17 protein-coding genes are annotated in these 20170 nt (G+C 38.7%); 5 read left to right on the top strand and 12 right to left on the bottom strand.

What is annotated here, in order from left to right:
- Window positions 1-85: 85 nt before the first annotated feature.
- The 3 genes from FTV32_RS01435 to FTV32_RS01425 all read left to right on the top strand — a co-directional run bounded on the left by FTV32_RS01435 (window position 86) and on the right by FTV32_RS01425 (window position 1983).
- Window positions 86-1009 (top strand): RluA family pseudouridine synthase, encoded by a 924-nt coding sequence (locus FTV32_RS01435; RefSeq protein WP_180027666.1) that lies wholly within the window; start codon window positions 86-88, stop codon window positions 1007-1009.
- A 106-nt stretch (window positions 1010-1115) separates the two neighbouring features.
- Window positions 1116-1418: a type II toxin-antitoxin system RelB/DinJ family antitoxin gene (locus FTV32_RS01430; protein ID WP_180027665.1), complete on the top strand. Its 303-nt coding sequence runs from the start codon at window positions 1116-1118 to the stop codon at window positions 1416-1418.
- 121 nt (window positions 1419-1539) lie between these two features.
- Complete coding sequence (locus FTV32_RS01425; RefSeq protein ID WP_035264628.1) at window positions 1540-1983, top strand: N-acetyltransferase; 444 nt, start codon at window positions 1540-1542, stop codon at window positions 1981-1983.
- 50 nt (window positions 1984-2033) lie between these two features.
- On the opposite strand, the gene FTV32_RS01420 is transcribed toward FTV32_RS01425, so the two are convergent.
- A complete protein-coding gene (locus FTV32_RS01420; RefSeq protein WP_180027664.1) occupies window positions 2034-2762 on the bottom strand; it encodes a pseudouridine synthase in 729 nt (242 codons plus the stop codon).
- A 123-nt stretch (window positions 2763-2885) separates the two neighbouring features.
- On the opposite strand from FTV32_RS01420, the gene FTV32_RS01415 reads away from it, so the two are divergent.
- Window positions 2886-3338, top strand: coding sequence for a DUF441 domain-containing protein (locus tag FTV32_RS01415; protein WP_092766204.1), 453 nt, complete (start codon window positions 2886-2888; stop codon window positions 3336-3338).
- 120 nt (window positions 3339-3458) lie between these two features.
- Window positions 3459-4310 carry an alpha/beta fold hydrolase gene (locus FTV32_RS01410; protein ID WP_180027663.1) on the top strand — a complete coding sequence of 284 codons (852 nt, stop codon included), beginning with the start codon at window positions 3459-3461 and terminating at the stop codon, window positions 4308-4310.
- A gap of 49 nt (window positions 4311-4359) precedes the next feature.
- Here the strand turns inward: FTV32_RS01410 and gltS are convergent, their stop codons facing one another.
- The 11 genes from gltS to FTV32_RS01355 all read right to left on the bottom strand — a co-directional run bounded on the left by gltS (window position 4360) and on the right by FTV32_RS01355 (window position 20033).
- Complete coding sequence (gene gltS, locus FTV32_RS01405; protein ID WP_180027662.1) at window positions 4360-5583, bottom strand: sodium/glutamate symporter; 1224 nt, start codon at window positions 5581-5583, stop codon at window positions 4360-4362.
- Between the two features lie 122 nt (window positions 5584-5705).
- Window positions 5706-5951, bottom strand: a complete 246-nt coding sequence (locus tag FTV32_RS01400) for a hypothetical protein (protein ID WP_180027661.1) — start codon at window positions 5949-5951, stop codon at window positions 5706-5708.
- A gap of 217 nt (window positions 5952-6168) precedes the next feature.
- Complete coding sequence (locus tag FTV32_RS01395; protein ID WP_180027660.1) at window positions 6169-6438, bottom strand: hypothetical protein; 270 nt, start codon at window positions 6436-6438, stop codon at window positions 6169-6171.
- Window positions 6439-6536: 98 nt separating this feature from the next.
- Entirely contained in the window at window positions 6537-7271 is a 735-nt protein-coding gene (locus FTV32_RS01390; protein ID WP_180027659.1) for a hypothetical protein, read from the bottom strand.
- 23 nt (window positions 7272-7294) lie between these two features.
- Window positions 7295-8287 carry a restriction endonuclease gene (locus FTV32_RS01385; RefSeq protein ID WP_180027658.1) on the bottom strand — a complete coding sequence of 331 codons (993 nt, stop codon included), beginning with the start codon at window positions 8285-8287 and terminating at the stop codon, window positions 7295-7297.
- 74 nt (window positions 8288-8361) lie between these two features.
- Complete coding sequence (locus tag FTV32_RS01380) at window positions 8362-11001, bottom strand: bifunctional aconitate hydratase 2/2-methylisocitrate dehydratase (protein ID WP_180027657.1); 2640 nt, start codon at window positions 10999-11001, stop codon at window positions 8362-8364.
- A 290-nt stretch (window positions 11002-11291) separates the two neighbouring features.
- Complete coding sequence (locus tag FTV32_RS01375) at window positions 11292-11561, bottom strand: hypothetical protein (protein WP_180027656.1); 270 nt, start codon at window positions 11559-11561, stop codon at window positions 11292-11294.
- 141 nt (window positions 11562-11702) lie between these two features.
- Entirely contained in the window at window positions 11703-12080 is a 378-nt protein-coding gene (locus FTV32_RS01370; protein ID WP_180027655.1) for a hypothetical protein, read from the bottom strand.
- A 73-nt stretch (window positions 12081-12153) separates the two neighbouring features.
- Window positions 12154-12588, bottom strand: coding sequence for an I78 family peptidase inhibitor (locus FTV32_RS01365; RefSeq protein WP_180027654.1), 435 nt, complete (start codon window positions 12586-12588; stop codon window positions 12154-12156).
- Between the two features lie 118 nt (window positions 12589-12706).
- Entirely contained in the window at window positions 12707-17230 is a 4524-nt protein-coding gene (locus FTV32_RS01360) for a translocation/assembly module TamB domain-containing protein (RefSeq protein WP_180027653.1), read from the bottom strand.
- Between the two features lie 43 nt (window positions 17231-17273).
- Entirely contained in the window at window positions 17274-20033 is a 2760-nt protein-coding gene (locus tag FTV32_RS01355) for a BamA/TamA family outer membrane protein (RefSeq protein WP_180027652.1), read from the bottom strand.
- Between the last annotated feature and the right edge of the window lie 137 nt (window positions 20034-20170).

Here is a 20170-nt window from a genome sequence, read left to right as displayed (position 1 = left end):
ATAATAGCATGCTCCTGAACAGTGCCTATCTAGACTTGTTCAAAAACTCATTCATCTGATCATTTTTTTATTCAGTTGTCTTGTTATGCCAAAATCAAATTCAGAAAGTGCCCCAAGTTTTACGCCACCGATGATCAATGGTGTAACAGCCAGCAAAGTATTTCTTCCAAATCTACAAATCTCCCCAATTACGATTTATGATTTTCTCATTCAAGCCTTTTCTCATATAGACGCACTGGCGTGGCAACAACGTTTTCAAGATGGTCTTATTTATAATGCAGATGGCAACAAACTTTCCATCAACTCGGCGTATCAACCTAATTCTCATATTTTTTATTATCGTTTTTTAGCAAACGAAATTCATGTTCCGTTTAAGGAAAAAATTTTATACGAAAACGATGAACTGCTCGTGGTGGATAAACCTCATTTTTTAACCATGAGTCCGACAGGTCAATATGTTCAAGAAACCTTATTGGTGAGATTAAAGCAGTTCACTGATAATCCTCATCTCACACCGATTCATCGTTTAGACCGCGAAACAGCAGGTGTTGTTTTATTTTCAAAAAAAGTCGAAAGTCGCGGAGTCTATCAACAACTTTTTGCAGATCGAAAGGTATCCAAAACATATCAAGCCATCGCACCTTACTCAAAAGATTTAGTCTTTCCACAAACAGTAGAATTGCGCATGGAAAAGGGAAATCCATTTTATATAATGAAAGTATGTGAAGGCGTCACCAATTCTGTCACTGAAATTGACCTGATAGAACACAATTCACAGTGGGGACGATATATTTTGAAACCACTGACCGGTAAGCAACATCAACTCCGCGTTCACCTCAATGCGCTCAACATTCCAATCAAAAATGATCCTTTTTATCCGCTAATCGCGCATAAAGCTGAGGATGATTTCAGTGCTCCGTTGCAATTACTTGCTGATGAGCTTCAATTTATTGATCCGATATTAAATATTGAAATGCACTTTAAAAGCACGCAAACACTGACATTGTAGATTCATTGTAATGACAAATTTATATAATTTTCACGTTCAGACATTGAAATTACATTTACTTAGATTAAAATAAGCACTTAAATTTAGAGTCGTTTGGTTTTAATTCATGAGAAAAACAGAAGTTTATCAAGTCCGACTTGACTCACAAGAAAAAAAACAAGCCTTTGCAGTTTTTAAGCAATTGGGGATTACACCAGCGCAAGCAGTGCGTTTATTTTTCAAACAAGTTGTACTGACAAAGTCCATTCCTTTTGCAATCGAAAATCAAACGATCAACATGGATCAATTGTTGAAACTCAAAAAGCTTAAGCAAGAACAACAAGAATCCAATACTACAACTTCGAGTTTAGATGACGACGATTTTTTTGCAGAATTGAATGCACTTTTGGGTGAAAGCGATAAAGATTAATTTTTGACATAAGTTAACTTTGTCGTATTTCTAAACAATTTAATTTACAGCGCCCTGCGCAAATATGTTTAGCTCTTCATCATAACAAGATTAAAAATAATGATCTGAGGAGAGCTCAACAGTGATAGTACGGAAAGCCACAACAGAAGATCTCAATCAACTCGCTGTACTTTTTGATGAATACCGACAGTTTTATGGTGCATCATCCAATATTCAACAATCCTATGATTTTCTAAAACAGCGATTCGAAAACCAACAAAGTGTTATTTTTATTCACATCAAAAATGATGTAATCACTGGGTTCGTGATTCTTTATCTAGGTTTTTCGTCCCATGCTTGTTCAAGCTACTACATTTTAGATGATGTATATGTCACTCCAATTTATAGAAGACAAGGTTCAGCTAAACAACTAATTGACACTGCAATTTTGTTTGCACAATCCGAAAAAGCCAGTCGAATTTCATTAGAGACACAACGAAGTAACTTTCAATCTCACCAACTTTACGAAAAGATGGGCTTCGTCAAAGACAATGAATTCCAAACCTATCATTGCTTTCTATCTTAAGGCATTACATAACATATCGTCTTGAGAATAGAGTCTTTAGCATTGATGATTTAAATCTTAAGGAGTTGAGCATCAGGACTTTGATTTTTTGCGGCGAGTATTTGCTGTTCAGTGAGATAGCAATATTCACCTTCAGCAAGCTGATCTAATTTTAATTGTCCAATTTGCAGTCGATGCAATGATTCAACACGATTTCCCACAGCAGCAACCATTCGCTTTACTTGATGATAAACGCCTTGATGCACTGTAAATTGTAGGTGTTGTTCGCTTATGAGTTGAATGTCTGTTGCTTGAAACAATCCTGTTTCATTGCGAAGCTCTACACCTTGACCCAATTGAATGATTTGCTGCTCAGTGACTGGATCTACTGTATGCATTTGATAAACTTTAGGAACATGTTTTTTAGGATGAGTCAGCGCTTGCAGAAATTGTCCATCATCTGTAAGTAACAATATACCAGTCGTGTCTTGATCTAAACGTCCGACTGTTTGCACTCCCCTTTGCAACAATATGTCATCGATTAATTCAAACACGCTGAAGTGATGCGTCGCTTGATGCGAGCATTCATAGCCTACAGGTTTATTGAGTGCTATATAAACTTTTTCACGATAAGTATATTCATCGTTATACACGTGGAAGCTAAGACCTTGAAGCTTCAGTTTATATTTCGGGTCCGTGATCACAGTACCATCAATGACCACTGCACCAGCTTTAATTAATTGTTGACAATATTTTCGTGATCCAAAGCCTTGAGACTGTAACATTTTTTCCAGAACCATGAATCACTTCCATTACTTACAATATTCGTTGAAATTTAAAGGATGCCATCTGAATGCAGACTTTAAATCAGTTAAACTATTATAACTTTCAAGTACTGTCCTGATAAGCACTGGATCTTCTTTATGTCTCAATTAGACCTCAATTTAATCGTTCTAATCATTTTATTGGCATGTGGAATATTCAGTCAAAATACAGCTGTCACAATTGCAGTCGCAGTACTTATTGTTTTTCGTATCACCCCTTTAAACGAGTATTTTCCATTGCTTCAACAGCATGGTTTAAATATCGGCATTATTATCCTCACCATTGGCGTACTCACGCCAATTGCCAGTGGCACCATTCCGGGTAAAGATATCCTCAAATCATTCTTGAGCTTAAACTCAATTTTAGCTATTGGAATCGGGTTACTGGTGGCATGGTTAGGTGGTCGTGGCGTAACGCTTATGGCGAATCAGCCAAATATTGTTGCTGGACTTCTGATTGGTACTGTAGCAGGTGTGGCTATTTTACGTGGCGTCCCTGTTGGACCTTTAATTGCAGCAGGAATACTTTCCATTATTATTGGCACTTCTTGAAACAGGTTGCTTTCACGACTGAACAGTCATTTCACAAACGCAACAGTCATTATTTGTTGGTTTAATCTTTTAGAACTGCAGTAAAGTATTTTGATTACGGATACTTGCACAGTTTAAATTATGCAAAAAATTAAAATTATTCGTCAGGATCAATACGAACTCGCTGCTACCTTTTTTCCTACCGAGCATTCAAAGCGTCTTCCCGTCTTGGTGTGCCCTGCCACTGGAATTACTCAAAAGTTTTATCATCGATTTTGCGAATGGCTTAACCAACAAGGCTATGCCGTAATGGTGTTTGATTTTAGTGGTATTGGTGCTTCTCTTTATGGCCCATTGAAGCAATCCAAAGCAAGTATTGTGCAATGGGGACAGTTAGATATTCCCGCTGCGATTGATCAACTCTTACAACTCACCCATGCCAAGCAAGTTATTCTTGTCGGTCACAGCGCCGGCGGACAACTCATTGGTATTACCCCCAACCATGATAAAGTTGCAAAAGTCGTTGCAATTGCAGGTTCGACTGGGCATGTAAAAGGGCTCAAAGGCCGTACGAAACTACTTGCCCCTGTGATGTTTAAAGGTATTTTTCCTCTCGCACGTATGATGCTCGGTTACGGCCCTACCCAAGCCATTGGTATGGGGGAAAATCTACCGAAAGATGTTGCACGTGACTGGGCTCAATTTTGTAGTCAACCAGGCTATGTTATTAATGCAATTGGCAAAACGGTTACCCTAGATCAAGATTATCACAAAGAGATACGAATTCCTGTCACGGCCATTTGGGCAAGTGATGATGAGATTGCAACCGAAGCAAATGTTCAGGATTTACTTCGTTTGTATCCTAATGCACCTACTGAAGCGATCGAACTCAAACCCAAAGAGCTTGGCCATAAAGCGATTGGACACATGATGATGTTCAAACAGTCGCATCAAAATATTTGGCCGATGATCGAATCTCAACTGCATATATAAGTCTCCATAAGTAAAAAACCGCCTTTAAGGCGGTTTTTTTAAACTTGCTCTATCCCAATATCCCAATGGAGAGCTGGATCACTATCGCATTTACAATATCAATGAAAAAAGCACCTGTCAGTGGAATGAGTAAGAATGCTTTGTGTGAAGGACCATAGGTATTGGTTACTGCTTGAATATTGGCAATAGCCGTTGGCGTCGCACCCATACCAAAACCACAGTGACCTGCTGATAAAACTGCAGCATCGTAGTTGCTCCCCATCACCTTAAATGTCACAAAAGCAGTGTATAAAATCAATACCAGCATTTGCACAATCAGAATCGTGACTAACGGACCTGCCAAATCTGCTAATAACCACAGTTGTAGTGATAACAATGCCATAGATAAATAAAGTGATAAAGATGCATTTCCAAACACGTCAATCGCACGATCAAAGATATTTACTTTGAATACATGTTCAAGCAGATTTCTCAAAATCACACCTGAACCTAGCGCCCAAACAAAGGTTGGAAGCTCAAACCATTTACCCTGACTAAAATCTGTCATTAAGTTTGCCGTGAATATACAAAGTGCAAACATACCAAGGGTCGAAACCGCATTACTTGCAGTAATTAATCGTGTCTTTTTGGGATATTCAAATGGTGCAGATTTTAACTGATCATCTAATTGTGATTCGTTTTGCTCATTTTCAATTTTGTCAGCCAATTGATGACGTTTAATTAAAAATTTAGCAACTGGACCACCAACAATACCACCAATAATCAGACCAAAGGTTGCACTTGCCATACCCAATACAATAGCACCTTGAATGCCATGCTGGGTTTCAAGCACTTGCCCCCATGCACCTGCCGTGCCATGACCACCCGTTAAGGTGATTGAACCCACAATTAAACCAATAAGAGGATCTAAGCCTAAAACCGTCGCTAAACTCACCCCAACAATATTTTGAACGATCACAAATCCGATCACACAGAACAAAAATATAAATAGGGCTTTCCCGCCATCTTTTAATTTAACAAAATCTGCACCTAAGCCCACAGAGGTAAAGAACATCAGCATTAAAATGCTTTGAATTTGCGCATCAAAGGTGGCACTAATATTAAAGAATTTAAATAAGATGAATGCTGTAATTGCTGCGACTAAACCGCCAATCACAGGTTCAGGTAAATTGTAGTTTTTAAAGAATTGGACTCGGTTGACAAGGTATCGCCCAATAAATAGAAAAAATACGGCAATCACGATGGTGCCAAAGGCATCAACTTCAAAATTCATTGTATTTTCCTAATGTTTTAATTTTAATCAATTTTCACAAAGATTTTTGCTTTATTCAGCTACTGAAATGTAATTTTTCAATGATTTATAGGCAGTACATTTATTTGTACTGCACTGTTGGTTTATTGCGATTGTTTTCTTCTTAGTTCTCGAATTGATTCGCGAACTCGATCTGGCTCGACTACACCTAGGTGGTGCTGATTGTAATAGCGCTGTTTATCGTATTCAGACATGTTTACTGTTTCATCTTTATATTTCTGATAACGTGCATCTTCTTCTGAATCATAATTTTTAATCTCCACGCTTGAACATGCAATGAGCGATAGACTGATTAAACTTAAGGTAAGTAGCGTTTTCATTATATTCATGCTGTGTTCATTTTTTGCTTATTCTATTTATTTCACATTTTTAGATTGTTGCTGTCTGTTTTATTTATGGTTATGGGCTTGTAAGCTTTTCACAGTAGTCAATTTGAATTTATATTCGATTCAGCATGACGAATCTGTGTGAATGTGTTTTAATGCAGGCAGTATGAGATGAGCCTTATATGAGTATCACGCGAGTGGTACGACTAGCCCCGTTAATTCAATGATTACGGGGCTTTTTCATGGGCTTTCTTTTTCGGTAGATGACGGTTTCTCCATATTTTTGAAACACCCACTCTTTTGCTTGTTGGTCGGTGATGTTTTCAAACACGTAGTAGTCATGATCCCATGCTTCTTGATGGAAAATGACCTTCTTCGTATAAGTTTCATTCTTTCCATTGGTCATACAAACAAAGCTGTCGCCTTGGTCTTTGACTTGAGTTCCGTTGAGGAATCCACCGATACAGAGGAAGCGGGATTGTGTAGGCATTGTTAGATCAACTTTATCAATCTTTTTCAAAGTTGCGATTAAACGATTAATAAGTTTAACTGTAAAGCAAAGTCAATAAACATTTTGATTTATTAATTTTATTTATCTAATCCAAATTTAGAAATAAACTCCCACCCCTTATAAGAAATCTCAAATATTTCACCCTTTTGACCAACATCCTGAATTAATCCCTTAACTCTAAGAGAGTTCAAAGCTTCATCATATTTTAAAAATTCCATATTATTTTGAGTACCTAACTGTAAATTACCAACTTGAATAAATCGACCACCAATAAAAGTCCGACGTATTATTTGACCGTTTTTATCCATAGAGGCTGCTTGTAAAATTTCTTTCTCTGCATTTTTAAGCACTCTTAACTCTTCAATATCTTTCTTAAGATTTTCTTTAACTTCTTCATGTTCAATTGTCTCTATATCTGCATCTCTTTTAGCTTTATCAATTAAGTCTTTTTCTTTATTAGCTATTTCTAATGTTCTTTCTTGTTCTAATTTATTTTTTTCAGCGATATATTTGTGCTCCCTAGCCAATTCTTGAGAATTTAATTTTTCATAAGCTAAACCAGAAACCAATCCAAACAAAACTTTTAACCAAGGCGTTACCAACATTATTGCAACTGCCGTAATGATTGGAAAAACAATTAAACTTAAAAAAGTTGTTTGATCATCAAATAAAAAGATTTTTTCTTGCGCTGTTCCTTTAGCAAAACACAATAAAAATAAGGCACGCCAATTAAATGCTAAAAACGATAATAAAAAGAATCCCCAATATGGTTCTTTAACGCGTGTATTAATTGCATCAATCAAATCTTTCATTATTATTCTCTTTCTAGATAACTTTACACCCAACTCAACTTAGGAACATCCACAATGCCTAGTGCTTCTTTAGTCGATGATTTTAATTTTGATAAATTTGCATAAATCCAATCTACCAATTGTTCACCTTCCATAATATTTACTTGGTTTAACTCAGCAAATTCTTTCGACTCTTTTGAAAGATATCCTGTTGTTATAACCCATTTGTAAGTTCTGATACCTATTTCTTCTTCATAGGCAATCAATTGGTTTATTGCATGTTTATCTGTTTCCCCCCTATGATGTTTCACTTGAACTAAAATATTTTTTAAAAATGGGTTGTTTTCTGATGTTGCTTCTATATCAATATCCGCTATGCCTTCACCATTCTTTTTATCTAAAATCAATACACTTGAGTAACCTTGTATTTCTAAGAGTTCTTTAATCAATTCCTCTAAACCCCTACCGCCAGCTTTTAAACGTGTATTCCCTTTCCATAAGGCATTCAATAATTCTGTTTTAAATTCATTTTCATATTGATCGATTTTTTCTTGAAAACTACTCTTTATATCAAAATCCCCTAAGTCCTTTAAGTTTTGAATAATATGATCTATCTCTTGGGAAAATCTTGTTAGATCACCTATTGTAGTTCTAAGCTTTAATCTGCTTTCTAAATTTTCTTTTAGCTTAGAGCGTGGAATATAAATTACTTTTCCATCTTTTCTAAAAAACTCTACATCGATTTGATTAGCACCATGTCCTCCTTTAAATAGAGGATCATATTTTTTGGTTCCTATTACTTTAGCAATCGCAATCTTTTTACCTAAAGGAACAATAACAATATCTTCACTCTTTAATTCAAAATAGTTCTTAACTTGATTAGTCATACGACCAATCGAACCATTTTTCTCGATAATTTCTTGAATCACAGTTTTTATATTTTGATGTAGTGAAAAGTTTACCTGCTTCCAACCATATCCAATTCTATTCTCTTTTATTAAAGATTCTGGACTTCTTACCATTAAATATTTTTTCATTTTTTAACACACAAAAATAAGGGCTGATTACTCAGCCCTTATTTCTAACTCAATATAAATTATTTTTCAATAACTTAGCTTAATTGAGCAGCAGCAATTTTCTTCGTATCAACGTCTTTAGCAGCTTCTGTATAGTCGTTCATTTGATCGAAGTTCAAGTACTTGTAGATATCCGCAGACATGCTGTCGATTTGAGCAGCATACTGTTGGTATTCTTCAGGAGTTGGCAACTTACCAAGTACCGCAGCAACAGATGCAAGCTCAGCAGAAGCCAAGTAAACGTTTGCACCTTGACCTAAACGGTTCGGGAAGTTACGCGTAGAAGTAGATACAACAGTTGTATTTGGAGCTACACGTGCTTGGTTACCCATACATAATGAACAACCTGGCATTTCTGTACGCGCGCCAGCTTTACCATAAGTATTGTAGAAACCTTCTTCCATCAATTGGCGTTCGTCCATACGAGTTGGAGGAGCTAACCAAAGACGAGTAGATAAAGAGCCACCAGGTACTTTGTCTAAAAGTTTACCAGCTGCACGGAAATGACCGATGTTCGTCATACAAGAACCGATGAATACTTCATCAATTTTGTCGCCTTGAACGTCAGAAAGAAGTTTTGCATCATCTGGATCGTTCGGGCAGCAAAGGATAGGTTCTTTGATGTCAGCAAGGTCGATTTCATACACTTTCGTGTATTCAGCATCAGCATCAGCTTTAAGAAGTGATGGGTTCGCTAACCATTTTTCCATGTTCTCAACACGGCGTGCCATAGTACGAGCATCGCCATAACCTTCAGAGATCATCCACTTCAACATTGTGATGTTTGAACGAAGGTATTCAGCAACTTTTTCTTCAGAAAGTGTGATCGCACAACCAGCAGCAGAACGTTCAGCAGAAGCATCAGAAAGTTCGAATGCTTGCTCAACAGTTAAGTCAGTTTCCATTTCTGATAAGTCGATCTCTAAGATACGACCAGAGAAGATATTTTTCTTACCTTTCTTCTCTACAGTTAAGTCACCTTCTTTAATTGCGTAGTAAGGAATCGCATGTACTAGGTCACGTAAAGTGATACCAGGTTGCATTTTACCTTTGAACTTCACAAGTACAGATTCAGGCATATCAAGTGGCATAACACCAGTTGCTGCAGCGAACGCTACAAGACCAGAACCCGCTGGGAAAGAAATACCGATTGGGAATCGAGTATGCGAGTCACCACCAGTACCTACTGTATCTGGAAGAAGCATACGGTTTAACCAAGAGTGGATAATACCGTCACCTGGACGCAGTGATACACCACCACGGTTCATGATGAAATCAGGAAGCGTGTGTTGCATTTGAACGTCAACTGGTTTTGGATACGCAGCAGTATGACAGAAAGATTGCATTACGAGGTCAGCAGAGAAACCTAAGCAAGCTAAGTCTTTCAATTCGTCACGCGTCATTGGACCTGTTGTATCTTGAGAACCAACAGTTGTCATCTTAGGTTCGCAGTAAGTACCTGGAAGTACACCTTGACCTTCTGGAAGACCACAAGCACGACCAACCATCTTCTGAGCAAGCGTGAAGCCTTTGCCAGTTGCAGCTGGTTGCACTGGAGTACGGAACAAGTCAGAAGCAGGAAGACCCAATTCTTCACGTGCTTTAGTAGTCAAACCACGACCAATGATCAAGTTAATACGACCACCCGCACGTACTTCGTCTAGAAGTACTGGAGTTTTTAACTCAGCTTCAGCAATTTGAGCGCCATCTTTGAACGCTGTAACTTTTGCAGTCGCTTTGTCAATCTTCAACGTGATTTCGTCGCCCATGTTCATGTTTGCAACGTCGATCTCAACAGGTAACGCACCAGCGTCTTCCATAGTGTTGAAGAAAATCGGAGCAATCTTAGAACCTAAGCAGTAACCGCCTTCTTTCTTGTTTGGAATGTGAGCGATTTCGTCACCAAAGAACCAAAGCACAGAGTTTGTTGCTGATTTACGAGATGAACCTGTACCAACAACGTCACCCACGTAAGCAACAGTATTGCCTTTCGCGATTAATTCTTTGATTTGAGTTAATGGACCAACTTCACCTGGAACTTCTGGCTTAATACCATCACGTTCGTTTTTCAACATTGCGTTAGCGTGTAACGGAATGTCTGGGCGGCTCCAAGCGTCTTGAGCTGGAGACAAGTCATCTGTATTTGTTTCGCCAGTAACTTTGAAAACTGTAAGTTTGATTTCTTCTGGAACGTCTTTACGGCTAGTGAACCATTCAGCGTCAGCCCAAGATTGAAGCACAGCTTTCGCGTTTTCGTTACCTGCTTTTGCTTTATCAGCAACGTCATGGAACGCATCGAAAACAAGAAGTGTTTTCTTAAGCGCTTCAGCAGCTAAAGCACCAAGCGCTGCGTCTTCTAATAATTCTACTAAAGGAGCAACGTTGTAACCACCAAGCATAGTACCTAGTAAGTAAACCGCACGCTCTTTAGAAACTAATGGAGAAGTCGCTTCACCTTTCGCCAAAGCAGCCAAGAAAGCAGCTTTTACGTAAGCAGCTTGGTCAACACCTGCTGGAACACGGTTTTCAAGCAAATCAACTAAGAATGCTTCTTCGCCAGCTGGTGGATTTTTTAATAATTCAACTAATGCAGCTGTTTGAGCGTCATCAAGTGGCTTCGGTGGGACTCCGAGTGCGGCACGTTCTTCAACGTGTTGGCGGTAAGCTTCTAGCACGGTGTTATTCCTCTTCTTTAAAAAATTACTTGCAATATCCTGCTTATAAAGCCTGCAAATAATATGGACTGCTAAATTTTACTAAAATTCCGGTTAAAAGTTAATGCAAGAAGAGTGTTTCTTTGTGATGACCATTATTTTCTTACTAAATGATCTCTCTTCTGATTACTCATTGTTCAATATGTTGTTTTATCGAACAATTCTGACATTAACATGAAGCTTTTACGGATCTGAAATAAATAAAAGGCAACAAGATGTTGCCTTTTAAATCCTTTTTTGACTATTCAACCTTAGTGGACAGTCGTGCGATCTAAATATTGTTGCAGACTTTCTCGTGTTCCTTCGAATCTGACCAGAATTTCATCATCATGTAACATGCGGTGTTCGGCACAGGCAAAACTAATGTGTACCTCATAAATTTTGGCATGTTCATTGATCATATTTTTAAGATAGACTCGATCCCCTAAACTTAGGACATAATGGCTGCCATTAATTACAGCAACACCATTGGCATCTTCAAGCAGAAGATCGGCATTATTCAGGTATGCGACCACTTCCATTGTTCCGCTCCTTTTGTTTATTTATCTTATTTTTATATAAGCTTTTCTATTTTAATGCTAATCAAAATTTGTAATTAATTTCGAAAAAAAAAGGGAAACTTACGCTTCCCTCTTTTTTATGATCGATCTTATTGCGGCGCCTTAAAACTGTTTGTAGTCAGGCAGATTATCTTTATCGTAAGGAGTGGCTAAACACTCATCCGTTGCTTCTTTTTTGAATTTAGCCATTAATGCATCACGATCCAATTCTAATTGATTCGCAGGATAAGCATAGACCTTCTCAATTTGAGCATCTACGAATTTCTTCGTCGTCGGATCGGTCAGTTTAGAAGCATGTTCGACCGCCGCAGTTTTCTCGATACCATTTTGACGATCTAGCAAAATAGAGCGTGCAGCATTACCAATACTGGTACAGTAACCATGCCAGACTTCTTCAGGGGTTAGTGGCTTTTTTTCTTCACAAGCACTGAGCAAAACGGCTGAACCAAGTACAGCACCCAGAATCACGAATTTGTTCATACATCTCTCCTGTTGCGGCTATGATAATCGAGTTAAACCGAATAGGAAATCGTGTAATGACATTTCTCGTTCATTAACCGCAGCTTGAACGAATAATTTTATTCTGATCATCCACGGTTACTGTAATACGATCATTTCGATAATCCATAGTAACCAGATCATTTGGTCCGACCCGGCGAATAATTTTGGCTTTGGTTTTATTCAAAATCTGTTGATCATCAAGATTATGCATACCGACTATTTTTTTCGCTTCTTCAGGCTTGCAAATATTTTGATGATGTCTAAATAACTCCCATTCTTCTACTACAACGCCATCTGGCAACTGGCAATAACCCACTTGACCATTTGCCTCATCGCGTATTTCTAATTTTCCACCTTGTTGAACACAAAATTTGCTTGCAGGATTAGCCATTCCAATTTTTGGAGTAAGTTGCTCAGTTTGAGTGGTTTGACAGCCCGCCATGAGTGTTGCCGCTATCATCGCGATGAATATTGCAATTGTTTTCATTTTTTAATTCTTTCTTGTCCGATAAATTTTAAGTCTAGCATTTTAACAATAGGGCTTAAATTTAATTTCGGTTTATACATTGAATTAAAAAGGGCTTCGATTGAAGCCCTTTTACCTTTTAGAATCGCCAATTGTAGAAAATATCAATGGCTTTTTCTAAAGACTGACTTGCTTCCAGATAGAGTCTTTGGTTCATCTGATATCGTAGCGTCAATTTATTGACTGGCGTAAAGACACCAACACCATAACGGATATATAAATCAGGGGTCAGATAACCTGTCACACTCACTTGAGTATCATCGCCTGTTCCTTGCGCATCAAGAGCAAGACCACTTAACCCAAATGTCTGTCCAATTTGATTGGTTAAAGCACGTGTACCACCAAGCCCTAAACTAATCCCCGCTGCAGCAATGGTATTGTTCACATCTGATTTAAAGCCTTCTGCTTGACTCAAGCTACTAGAACCTTCATTGATTCGACCTGTAATCAAGGCATTCATCGCCTCTTGTTCAGATAATCCCGCATCATTAAATACTTGGATATTTGGACTACTTGCGGTTCCAGTAACACGCACACCAACTGTACTGCCTGAAATGAGTTTACTTGCTTCAACCTCAAGGGTTGGGTTAGACAATGCACCATTGAAACGCGCAATTGCACGACTTAGTTCTAAAGACTGCCCATAAGCTTCAATAGTAACGCGCTTACTTACACCAATCGCACCATTGGCACGCATGGCAGTTTCTAAACCGCGTTGCGTTAAGTAAATTCGCCCAAGCAATGGAATACGACTATTAAAGCCTTGGAAAATCACTTGGTTTCCTAAATTTAATTCTAAGTCAGCGCGGATATCCCATGGCTTTGCAGCCTTAAGTACCGCGAGTTGATTATCACCTTCACGTACCACTCGAACATCGGCGGATAAAGGCACTACGGATGCGCTCGATTCTGGCATTGAAATCAGCGCACGTGGAACTTCAACTTTACCATTCAAAGTTAACTGCTTACTGACAGGACGTGCATCTAAATCCATTTCAGTGTTCACAACAGCTGTGATTAATGGTGCTTGGCGAATAAATAAATTATCACCTTTGAGTTTTAAACGAATTCTAGGATCATTTTTCCAATCGATATCACCCGTTAACTTACCCACACCTCGACCACTATTGAAAGCGCCATCGATCGTCGCTTGGTTTTGACGAATAGATGAATACAGCTGAATATTCGTGAGATTAACAGGTAACGAAATCATGCTGATTGAACCATTTTTAAGTCGCATTTCGCCGTTAAATAACGGTTGAGTCAATGTCCCACTGATTTTACCCGCAAGGGATAAATTACCATCGATTTTACGCACATCCGCAATGAATGGTTTTAAAATTTTCAGTTGTACTTGACTCAGAGCAACTTCACCACGCATTGGTTTCGAATCAACAAATGGATTCACCACAACATTTGCATATCCAGTCCCAATATTCGGAGCTTTCAAATCAGCACGAAGTAATAATCCTTCACGAATACTTCGTGCAATAAGACTTACTTCATCGTAGTTCATCGTGGTGCTGATATCATCTGGATCGGCAGCTGCTAGACCGACAACACCATTACGCGTAACAAGTTTGGCATCGATTTTTGGTTGAATGCCTTGCCCCCAAGACGCTTTAGCATAACCATCCAATTTACCCGTAATTGCGAAACCTTCAGGCATAAATGCGGCAAAGTCACCAAGATCTAAATTCCGACTCACAAATGAGGCGCTACCTTTGGTCTTACTCACACGTAAGGGCTGATCAAAGCAAAGCTGGCTTTGATTACTGGTCCAGCAATGAGCGCCCACAAATAATTCTGTTTTCGCAGTATTATAAATCACAGGGGCAGATTGGGCCTGTTTCAAATGCGCGCGTGCAGAGTCAAAGTCACCTTTTTGAATTTGACCTAACCAATCATTCGCAGGATTAAATCCACCTGCCAGTTGAACATAAAATTTAGACAGCTTGTTCGAGGCTTGGACTTTCAATAAATGTGCTTTTCGCGTGCCAGCAATTGAGACTTCAGCGTTTTGAATCTCACGATTGCCACTTCTTAAACTGTCCATTCTTGCAGTTAATGCAGTAGGCACTGTGTCTGAAGTTGGTAATTCCCCTTGGATGTTGAGTGATTTGATACTGACAAGATCATTGAAACCAAAGTTATTCACCTTTACATTCGCAGTTGCGGACAATCTCGGTTGAGACTGCACATTAACAAAACCTTGCGCACGACCACGTAAACCAGGATAAAGCTCAAATAATGCAGGTGCGTCAATTTTAACGCGAAGATTCTGAGCATTCCCTTCGGCTTGAATCTGATTCTGCGCATACACAAAATACAAATTATTGGCTTCAAACTGTTGTGGCAAGAAACCTGTCTGATTCGAATTAAGAATAACAGCAAGATTACCTTTTGCTCTCAGCGGTTTTTTATTGATCATGCCAGCGAGGTTGAGTCGATCAATATTAATTTTTTTCAAACGATCTGACCAAACACCATCCGTTTTGACATTACCTGAAATTTCACCTTTAACACTTGAAACAAAATAATGAGGCTTAAAGCGTATTAAAGAAGCATTAATGTCCCATCCGATTCCATTGGCTAAATTGACTAAACCATTGGCATTGATCTGACCCGCAGCACCCTGATGTTTAAATTCGGAAATATTGATGCGCTGAGGTGTGCCTGCTACACGTATTTTAAGCTGACCATCCCCTTGTGACAGTTGGCTTGCATGTAATGCACCATCATAATTTACTGCGAAGCCTTTAAAACCACCACCCGACTTTTCATCATGTAGAAGAATGGCTGCTGTACTTGAGCCAGTCAGCTTAATTGTTTCCGGTGGATTTTGATTGGCAAGTTGACCTGAAACATTGATCTGATTTAACTGAATAATTTGCTGGTTAGGTCGAGCAAAGCCACTCGCTTGAATTTGTCCATTTAATAAATTTACAGGAGCAGCAGCAGTGATGGTTTGCGGATTAAAGTCTTTTGCATTAAGCACCGCATTCCATTTCAACTGTCTTTGATCAGATGGTAATTCAACCTTGGCATTTGCTTGTAAAGATCCTTTTCCATCTGCTTGATAGATAAATGAAGGAACATGAAGATCATTCCCTTTAAGGTCTAATTGGGCATTGTATTTTCCAGCTGGTAAAGTTCCTTTTTCATTTGCACCAACTACGGTTGCCACATGAATATTTTGTTGACCTTCAACTAAAGCAAGTTTTACATCCCCAGACTCACTACTCAACCAACCAATGTACGGAACAGCACGATCAATATTTTTCCAAGCGACATCTAGCAACATTGGATTCGGTTTATTATTTTTTTGTTCAGCTTGATTAAGATTTAAATTCCATGTTTCATATTGGTCGAAATCAATAAGTGCTGTGAGAGCTAATCCCTTCTCTAACGAACCTGCTGAAGCGATTTTGGCATCCAAACGTTCTGGCAGAAAATCTTGCACCACTTGTGGAATCACTTTATCTTTTGGATTGATTTTATCTAAGCGACCTTGCACATCCCAAGTGACTTTATCCTTCCACCCGACGACACCCACAAGATTCAGCGCCCCGTTCATCAATTGACCATTCAGGTTTGAAATATTCAATTGATTGACGAGATCTGTATGCGCAAGCGCAGTATATTGTCCTTGAGGAATATTTTTACCAGAAATATCGGTGTTAATATCCAAATTCAAACGTTGGATATCTCCAGAAAACTTAGCAACACCTTGTTTAGATAAAAGCTCCTGCTCTAGCATTAAAGGCCAGTGATAATCTTTAAAGTTTAAAGCACCCTGCATTGGTACATTTTTTCGAACTGGATGTACCACTGCCCAACCTGTTAATAAATCAGGGGTACGCGTGGCAATGCCCGCTTGAATGGTATCTAAAGAGCCTTTTGCATGGAGATAAATATCCTCAACGTTGATCGACTTTAAAGATGGGAGTCTTACAACTGCTTGCGCATCTAACGGATATTTACCTTTAAAATCCATCTGACCTGTTGCATTTTTTACAGACAAATAACCCATATCAAACTGCGAGTCTTCAAACTTAAGCTCAGTACCTGACCATAGTGCTTCGTTTAGGATAATGTCATTAAATTGCACGTTAGAACTTGAAGTTTGGATCACCAATTGATCGATATCGGCATGATCAACACGTAAAACAAAAGGGAGTTTAATTTCACTAAACTTAAATGGCTCATCACTTGGCGGTGACTTGTTAATGACACGCAAATTTCGGACATCGGCACGATTCAAATGAATTTCTTTATCTAATATGGCACGCCAACCCAAAGTGACATCAGCTCTATCAATTTTCACATCAACTGATTTCAGCGTCACCAATACATTTTTTAGAATAATGCCTTGAAGTAAATTTCCACCTTCATATTCATACTGAATAATCTGTTGAGTGGACAAAGCACGGTCAAGTAAGAATTTACTGCCTTTGTCTGTTGAAAACATTACGGCAAGCGAAGCCACAAAAAAGATCAGAATAAATAAAATGATCAGCAATACACGGCGTAATAAACTTCGCTGTGGCGTCACGTTTTGATCAGGTTGTTGCTCAGGTTGCTGCTCGATGTCTTCAGCCATACTTATTCCAAAAAATGTTTGAGTACTTTTATTATCTTAAATATTAAAGTTGCGGCCCGATAAAGAAATGTAGACGAATCGGTTTACCAGGATCAGATATCCCCGATGCCACATCTAGACGAATTGGACCAATTGGAGAGTTCCAGCGGATTCCTGCTCCTATGCTATATTCAGTATCATTGGTAAATTTTTCATCATAAGCATTACCAAAATCACTAAATAACGCTGCGCGCCAACCTTCTTTAAATTGGTAATTGTACTCTAAAGTCCCAATCGCACGCGCTTGACCTCCGACTTTATATCCAAATTCCACAGGGGACAAGCTCTTATAGTCAAAGCCTCGTAGACTTTGGTCACCCCCTTCAAAGAATCTCAAGTTATAGGGCACTTTTTGAAAATCTTCAGTGATGATATAACCGAGGTTTGCCCCACCAATGAATTGATGATCATTGTTACTGCCTAATGAATATAAAAATTTCCAGTTCGCATTTACAATCGCCATATCAGCATCGGATAGCAGGCTCTCACTCCCCAATTGGATTTTGTAGTTTTGTTTAAATCCTTTAGTCGGATTCAATCGATTATCACTGGTGACTTTAGTGGCTTCATAACCAAGTAATAAAGATTGCTGCTCATCATTACCCGTTGCAACGACAAACTCTGGGATTTCATCCCAATTGGTATCTGGGTCAAGTGTCTCAGGAATATCACCTTCAATCGTCATACGATCTAGACGATAACGCACACCAAAAATATGCTGCCAATCACGACGCGCACCTTTAATAATTCTGTCAGCTCCGGCAACAGCGGATTCCACGATGAGATTTAATCCATTCCCAATTTCATCACGATCTTCACGCTCGTAACCACCAACTAGACTGACATAATCATTTAATGGGTGTTTATATGGAATATTATAACGACCATCAATTGATTGTCTGACTTGTGACAACTCTAAGTTTGCATCAAACGAATGACCACGATCATTCACAATAGAACGGCGGTACTGACTTCGTAAGCGCACACCTGTATCAGTACCATAACCAATACCCGCTTCAACACTATTTAATTTATCCGCATTCAATGTCACGATGACAGGGATTTTTTTCTCTTCACGTGCTAAGGCTTGTAAACGCTCAGTTTCTTCCTGCTTGGCTTGCGCTTGATTATCAGCATCATTACGCTCTTGCAAAGTACGACGTTCATTTCCACCCGCAAATTGAGTTTCATCTGCTACATTCTGCGTGACTTCTTCTGATGAACTTGCTTGTTGTTCAGCCTTTTCTTGACCTGTTAATAAACTTCGATCAATTTTTTGCTCATCCACTAAAGCCTGCAAATCAGGTGCGAGTTCAAGCGGCTTAATAATTGGATCAGGTTTAACAGCGTCAACGAGGCTATAGTTAAAATAACGTGAATTGGTTAAGTTGTTGGCTAATACATTTACACGCCATGCGGTAAAGTCTGCACCTTCTTGCCAAGGAGCTAATGTTCTTAAAATATCTTCACGAATCGGTAATTTTTTTGATGGATCACTCATTCTAAACTGCACATCATCCAGCTTATAACGTTCACCTGTTTCCATCTTCAAATTTATATCTGCTTGATTTTGAGGGCGGGCCAACATGACATCGTGCATTCGCCAATAATAATCAAAGAAACCATTGTTATTCGCCGCTTCAATGATTCGAGCTTTTGTCGCTTCATATTTACCATGATCGAAAATATCACCCACCTCCAAATCAGGAAGCACTCGAATCACTTGCAATTGAGCAAGATTCTGCCCAGGCCCAGTAAATTCAATATTTTGTTCTCGCACCACTACTGGATTATGAGGTGTGACATTGACACTTACTCGGTTATCACTGACTTTTTCAAACTTAAATTCAGCATCGTAATAACCTACGGCTTGTGCAGCTTGGACAGTCATATTACGGAGTTGCGGGACGGCAGCATTGAAATCTGAAAATGACTCAACAGTGAATGAAGATAACTTTGCTTTGATATTGTCAGCTAGTGGTTTAGGTGCACCCGTAACATCTGCGGTAATACGTGGCACAGCAGCGGGCTGATTAAGACGTGGAGGACGTATTTTGTAGAAAATGCGTTTAAACACATTTACTCTTTCTGGTTCTTTATTTTCAGGTTCTTGGGTTTGAACGGATAATGAACGTCCTTCCACATTTTCAGATACATCAATCTGACGATCTGACTGAATATTTTGCATCAACTGATCAATGTTGACTGGCTCTTTTGTTAACTCAGCCTCTGAAATGTCATTCGCAGGTAAATCTTGTACTTGAATTGCTGGAGTCGTCGTCAAACCCGATCTGAAATTTTGCGCTTGCTGCTTGGCTTCTTCAGCGACTGATAAAATTTCATTGGCAAGTCGAGGGTCCACACTTTCTTCAGGCAGCAATTCCAAATCATCAAATTCTATCGGCTTGAATTGCTCTTGTGGACTCAATTGCTCTTGCTGCTGAAGCATTTCATAACTATTAAAATCATCTTGCCCACTCAACTGATCTATTTTTTGATCAATACTTTCAATTTTCTCTTTTGACAATCCCTGTTGCTGCGCAACGTTTTCAATTTTTTGTTTATTATTTTCGATGGCTTGTACGGATGTCGCAGGCTCAAGCTCCTGACTTGATACCACTGTGTCAGCTGCAAATAACACAGGTGAAGAAAGCACACCTAAAAAAACACTTGCATATAACCATTTATTGATATCATTTGATATCCATGTGTGCTGTACACATTGGGAAAGTAATGATTTTTTAAATTGTGTTTTCGATGGCATACTGCGCTCTGAATACTTTATATTTTAAATAGAAAATACGGATTTTTCACTCAAGCTAACTGAATCAAATTTCTAGTATTTTCAAAATTTTTAGGATGAAAATATGATACATGATTTTCCGATATTGTTACTAAATC

The sequence above is a fragment of the Acinetobacter sp. YH16032 genome (genome assembly GCF_013417345.1).
Taxonomy (GTDB): domain Bacteria; phylum Pseudomonadota; class Gammaproteobacteria; order Pseudomonadales; family Moraxellaceae; genus Acinetobacter.
Note: the sequence above shows the minus strand (reverse complement) of the source record. Positions and strands in the feature narration are given on the sequence as shown.

Bases quoted from the DNA above. Each gene is read 5' to 3' on its own strand.
- FTV32_RS01435 (WP_180027666.1), top strand. From the start codon at position 86: ATGCCAAAATCAAATTCAGAAAGTGCCCCAAGTTTTACGCCACCGATG.
- FTV32_RS01430 (WP_180027665.1), top strand. From the start codon at position 1,116: ATGAGAAAAACAGAAGTTTATCAAGTCCGACTTGACTCACAAGAAAAA.
- FTV32_RS01420 (WP_180027664.1), bottom strand. From the start codon at position 2,762: ATGGTTCTGGAAAAAATGTTACAGTCTCAAGGCTTTGGATCACGAAAA.
- FTV32_RS01415 (WP_092766204.1), top strand. From the start codon at position 2,886: ATGTCTCAATTAGACCTCAATTTAATCGTTCTAATCATTTTATTGGCA.
- FTV32_RS01410 (WP_180027663.1), top strand. From the start codon at position 3,459: ATGCAAAAAATTAAAATTATTCGTCAGGATCAATACGAACTCGCTGCT.
- gltS (WP_180027662.1), bottom strand. From the start codon at position 5,583: ATGAATTTTGAAGTTGATGCCTTTGGCACCATCGTGATTGCCGTATTT.
- FTV32_RS01400 (WP_180027661.1), bottom strand. From the start codon at position 5,951: ATGAATATAATGAAAACGCTACTTACCTTAAGTTTAATCAGTCTATCG.
- FTV32_RS01395 (WP_180027660.1), bottom strand. From the start codon at position 6,438: ATGCCTACACAATCCCGCTTCCTCTGTATCGGTGGATTCCTCAACGGA.
- FTV32_RS01390 (WP_180027659.1), bottom strand. From the start codon at position 7,271: ATGAAAGATTTGATTGATGCAATTAATACACGCGTTAAAGAACCATAT.
- FTV32_RS01385 (WP_180027658.1), bottom strand. From the start codon at position 8,287: ATGAAAAAATATTTAATGGTAAGAAGTCCAGAATCTTTAATAAAAGAG.
- FTV32_RS01375 (WP_180027656.1), bottom strand. From the start codon at position 11,561: ATGGAAGTGGTCGCATACCTGAATAATGCCGATCTTCTGCTTGAAGAT.
- FTV32_RS01370 (WP_180027655.1), bottom strand. From the start codon at position 12,080: ATGAACAAATTCGTGATTCTGGGTGCTGTACTTGGTTCAGCCGTTTTG.
- FTV32_RS01365 (WP_180027654.1), bottom strand. From the start codon at position 12,588: ATGAAAACAATTGCAATATTCATCGCGATGATAGCGGCAACACTCATG.
- FTV32_RS01360 (WP_180027653.1), bottom strand. From the start codon at position 17,230: ATGGCTGAAGACATCGAGCAGCAACCTGAGCAACAACCTGATCAAAAC.
- FTV32_RS01355 (WP_180027652.1), bottom strand. From the start codon at position 20,033: ATGCCATCGAAAACACAATTTAAAAAATCATTACTTTCCCAATGTGTA.